The sequence below is a fragment of the Thiohalomonas denitrificans genome (assembly GCF_016841685.1).
Classification (GTDB): Bacteria; Pseudomonadota; Gammaproteobacteria; order Thiohalomonadales; family Thiohalomonadaceae; genus Thiohalomonas; species Thiohalomonas denitrificans_A.
In genome coordinates, this window is sequence record NZ_JAENYR010000140.1 from 1 (window position 1) to 4,494 (window position 4,494).

Annotated in this window: 4 protein-coding genes; all 4 read right to left on the bottom strand. The window is 61.8% G+C overall.

All coding sequences use genetic code 11. The features are described 5' to 3' along the window. Positions 1–473 precede the first annotated feature (473 nt). Positions 474–941 carry a 23S rRNA (pseudouridine(1915)-N(3))-methyltransferase RlmH gene (gene rlmH / locus Q7L05_RS16970; RefSeq protein ID WP_303909430.1) on the bottom strand — a complete coding sequence of 156 codons (468 nt, stop codon included), beginning with the start codon at positions 939–941 and terminating at the stop codon, positions 474–476. A 1,150-nt stretch (positions 942–2,091) separates the two neighbouring features. Continuing rightward, positions 2,092–2,433 carry a ribosome silencing factor gene (rsfS, locus tag Q7L05_RS16975; protein ID WP_303909431.1) on the bottom strand — a complete coding sequence of 114 codons (342 nt, stop codon included), beginning with the start codon at positions 2,431–2,433 and terminating at the stop codon, positions 2,092–2,094. A gap of 7 nt (positions 2,434–2,440) precedes the next feature. After that, positions 2,441–3,082: a nicotinate-nucleotide adenylyltransferase gene (gene nadD / locus Q7L05_RS16980; protein ID WP_303909432.1), complete on the bottom strand. Its 642-nt coding sequence runs from the start codon at positions 3,080–3,082 to the stop codon at positions 2,441–2,443. A gap of 31 nt (positions 3,083–3,113) precedes the next feature. Further along, complete coding sequence (locus Q7L05_RS16985; RefSeq protein ID WP_303909433.1) at positions 3,114–4,370, bottom strand: glutamate-5-semialdehyde dehydrogenase; 1,257 nt, start codon at positions 4,368–4,370, stop codon at positions 3,114–3,116. Positions 4,371–4,494: the final 124 nt, after the last annotated feature.

A 4,494-nucleotide genomic window follows, 5' to 3' on the forward strand; every position in this document is an offset into this window, starting at 1 on the left:
CTGCTGCGCAGGCCCGAATCAGTGACGAACCTTTAGACCGTCATTGCGAGGAGCCCCGGCGACGCGGCAATCTGGGGCTTGGGAGCAGGAGATTACGTCGTCGCTTAGGCTCCTCGCAATGACAGCGAGGACAAGTTCATCAGGAGGAGCCACAGCGACGCGGCAATCTGGGGCTTTGGGAGCAGGAGATTACTTCGTCGCCGGGGCTCGGCTTTGGCATCCTGCGTCGCTCTACCACCTACATCCATGTAGGCGTCCTCGTAATGACAGCGGGGCAAGTTCTTCAGGAGGAGCCCGGGCGACGCGGCAATCTGGTATTGGCACTTCGAGCTTCGTCGCTGAGGCTCCTCGCTATGACAAAAAGGAAGTTCATCATTGATTTGGGCCGGAACCCATCGCAAACGTCGAGATTGCACTCGCAAGCCCGGGCCTTCGCCGACAGGAAGGTCGATCCGGCGCGATGCCATGAGGTTTCAGCGATGGTAGGGGTGGCCTTTCAGGAGTGTCCAGGCGCGGTAGAGCTGTTCGGCAACCACCACCCGAACCAGGGGATGCGGCAGGGTCAGGGGCGAGAGCGACCATTGTTGTTCGGCTCGGCGGCTGACTTCCGGGTCCAGCCCTTCCGGACCGCCAACCAGCAGTGCCATATCACGGCCCTCCGCAAGCCACTGAGCGAGACGTTCCGATAACTGCTCGGTACTCCAGGGGCGGCCGGTCACTTCCAGGGCGACCGTCAGTGCCCCCTTGGGGATCGCCGCCGCCATCCTTTCGCCCTCCTGGCGCCGGAGTCGGTCGATGTCGGCATTTTTGGTGCGCTTGCCGAGGGGGATTTCGGTGAGCTGCAACGCACACTCCGCGGGAAGGCGGCGGGCATATTCCCGAAAGCCCTCCTCGACCCAGCCCGGCATGCGGGTTCCAGTCGCTATTAGGTGAATGCGCATGGATTTATGTTTTATGTTTTACGTCTTGCATATCTGCGCGCCCATAAGCAGGGCATGCTCGGGCCGGTAATCCGGACCTCCGGTGAACCGAACCGTGCACGTGACCCGCCTTCCCGTTCACCGCGTGGAGCATCGGGCCGTAGGGCGCATTCTCGATACGCCACCAGCGTGCCATGAAGCCCCCGCATTTACCGGATGCCCCCGTACCTTTGCGAGGCCCCATAATAAAATAAATGCGCCGCCACTCCGTTCGTTCGGCGAAACGGTGCATTTGGAGGATCTGGCCGCTCCGGGGGCGATACGTGACGTGGGCGTCTCCGGCCACTCATGGTGCGAGCGGTTAGAAGAATGCACCCTACGAAACCCGGTCGCTCGTGGTACGAACGTTTGGCGTAGGGCGCATTCTGATACGCCCCCGACGTATTCACAAGGCCGCCGCAATTACAGGAACCCCCATACCGTCGTGAGGCCCCGATAATAAATGCGCCGCCACTCCAATCGTTCGGCGAAACGGTGCATTTGGAGGATCTGGCCGCTCCGGGGGCGATACGTGACGTGGGCGTCTCCGGCCACTCATGGTGCGAGCGGTTAGAAGAATGCACCCTACGAAACCCGGTCGCTCGTGGTACGAACGTTTGGCGTAGGGCGCATTCTGATACGCCCCCGACGTATTCACAAGGCCGCCGCAATTACAGGAACCCCCATACCGTCGTGAGGCCCCGATAACAAATGCGCCGCCACTCCGATCGTTCGGCGAAACGGTGCATTTCGAGAATCTGGCCGCTCCGGGGGCGATACGTGACGTGGGCGTCTCCGGCCACTCATGGTGCGAGCGGTTAGAAGAATGCACCCTACGAAACCCGGTCGCTCGTGGTACGAACGTTTGGCGTAGGGCGCATTCTGATACGCCCCCGACGTATTCACAAGGCCGCCGCAATTACAGGAACCCCCATACCGTCGTGAGGCCCCGATAACAAATGCGCCGCCACTCCGATCGCTTGGCGAAACGGCGCATTTGGAGAATCTGCCCGCTCCGGGGGCGATACGTGACGTCGGCGTCTCCGGCCGCTCATGGTGCGACAGTTAGAAGAATGCACCCTACGAAACCGGCTCCGATCGCTCGTGGTGCGGACGTTTGGAAGAACCCACCCTACGATTCACTGCGTGGGGCGTCATCCCCCCACAGCTTCTCGAGGTTATAGAAGTCGCGGGTTTCCGGGAGCATCAGGTGGACCACGACATCGCCCAGGTCGACCAGCACCCAGCCGCCGGCGGGATCGCCCTCGATGCCGAGCGGCTTCACCCCCTTCTCCTTGGCCTTTTCCACCACGATATCGGCCAGTGATTTGACCTGCCGGCTGGAGGTGCCGGCAGCGATGACCATGATGTCCGTAATGCTGGTCTTCTCCCGGACATCCAGTACCGCGATATCGGTACCTTTACGGTCTTCCAGGGCATCCACTACCAGCGCTTTCAATTCGTCCGCTTTCATTCGACCTCTATCGGTAAAGTTGGTCTTTCTCAATCATGTGCCAAACGGCATCCGGAATCAGGTAACGTGCACTACGACCTTCGCCGATTAACCGGCGGATGGCGGTCGCAGAGATCGCCAGGGGCGTAACGGCCTGCAGAACAATCCCTCCGGCAGTTCTTTCCTGCAAAATCGCGGGATCGGACCGGCGCTCCTCCAGCAGCTGCACAGCCGTCTGCTCCGCCTCTTCGGCATCGTCGAGATGCCAGCCCGGGCGGTGCGCCACGACGATGTGGGCCAACTGCGGGATGCGCTCCCAACGGTGCCAGCGCGGCAGTCCGAGAAACGCATCCAACCCCATCAGCAGCGACAGGGAAACATTCCCGAAATCGTCGCGAATGGATTGCAGTGTATCCACCATATACGAAGGGCCTTCCCGGCGAAGCTCCCTCTCGTCGATGACGAAGCCCGGCTGTCCCGAGATGGCGGCCTCTACCATGGCCAGGCGCTGCCCGGATTCCACGCCCGGCTCGTCCCGGTGGGGTGGAACCGAGGCGGGCACCAGTCGCACCTCATCGAACTGCAGACCTTCGTAGAGCTCCAGTGCGGCCCGCAAATGGCCGAAGTGGATCGGGTCGAAGGTGCCGCCGAAAACGCCGACGCGTCTCATTGTAAGTCCGACGTCTGAAAGGGCATCGACTCTACAGGCGAATGTGCCCGTCGCCAATAACAATGTACTTCTGAGAAGTGAGCCCCTCCAGACCGACCGGGCCCCGCACGTGAATCTTGTCGGTACTGATACCGATCTCGGCGCCGAGACCGTATTCAAAGCCGTCGGCGAAACGGGTCGAGGCGTTGACCATTACCGAGCTGGAATCCACTTCGGTCAGAAAGCGTCGCGCACGCCCGATGTTTTCGGTCAGGATGGACTCGGTATGGCCGGAGCTGTGGCGGTGGATGTGCTCGATGGCGTCCTCCATGTGGCGCACGGTGCGAATCGAGAGGATCGGCGCCAGGTATTCGGCGTCCCAGTCCTCGTCGGTGGCCGCGGCGATATCGGTGAGAATGCGTCGGGTGACCTCGCAGCCCCGCAACTCCACGCCCTTCTCCTTAAACATAGCGCCCAGTTCCGGCAATACGTCAACGGCGATATCGTCGGCCACCAGCAGCGTTTCCATGGTGTTACAGGTGCCGTAGCGGTGGGTCTTGGCATTGAAGGCCACCTGAATAGCCTTGTCCCGATCCGCCTGGTCGTCGATATAGACATGGCAGACGCCATGCAGGTGCTTGATAACGGGCACGCGGGCGTCGGCACTGATGCGCTCGATGAGGCCTTTGCCGCCCCGGGGTACGATGACATCCACGTACTCGGGCATGGTAATCAGCTCGCCTACCGCCGCGCGATCGGTGGTCTTTACCACCTGGACCGCATCGCGAGGTAGCCCTGCCTTCTCGAGCCCCTCATGGATGCAGGCGGCGATGGCCTGATTGGAGTGCTCCGCCTCGGAACCGCCCCGCAGAATGGCGGCGTTGCCCGACTTCAGGCAGAGGGCGGCAGCATCCGCGGTGACGTTCGGCCGCGACTCATAGATGATACCGATCACCCCCAGCGGTACCCGCATCTTGCCGACCTGAATCCCCGAAGGACGGTAGGTCATATCGGCGATTTCACCGACCGGGTCCGGCAGTGCGGCAATCTGGCGCAGCCCCTCGGCCATGCCGGCGATGCGTTCATCATTGAGTTCGAGCCGGTCCAGCAGCGCTGCATCGAGGCCGCGCTCGCGTCCCGCTTCGAGGTCTTTGCGGTTCGCTTCCAGCAATTGCGGCCGCTGCGCCTCGATCGCATCGGCAATGGCCGTTAGCGCCGCATTTTTCGCACTGCTGCCCGCACGGGCGGTTGCCCGGGAGGCGGCCCGCGCCTGCTGACCGACCTGCTGCATATAGTTTTTGATATCCATCGATACCTCTTTGGAGACAAGGTTCACTTAACAAGATAGGTAACTACTCACTCCCCCGTCATTCCCGCGAAGGCGGGAATCCAGAGAGCAGCGGCATGGCTCAAAATGGATCCCCGCCTGCGCG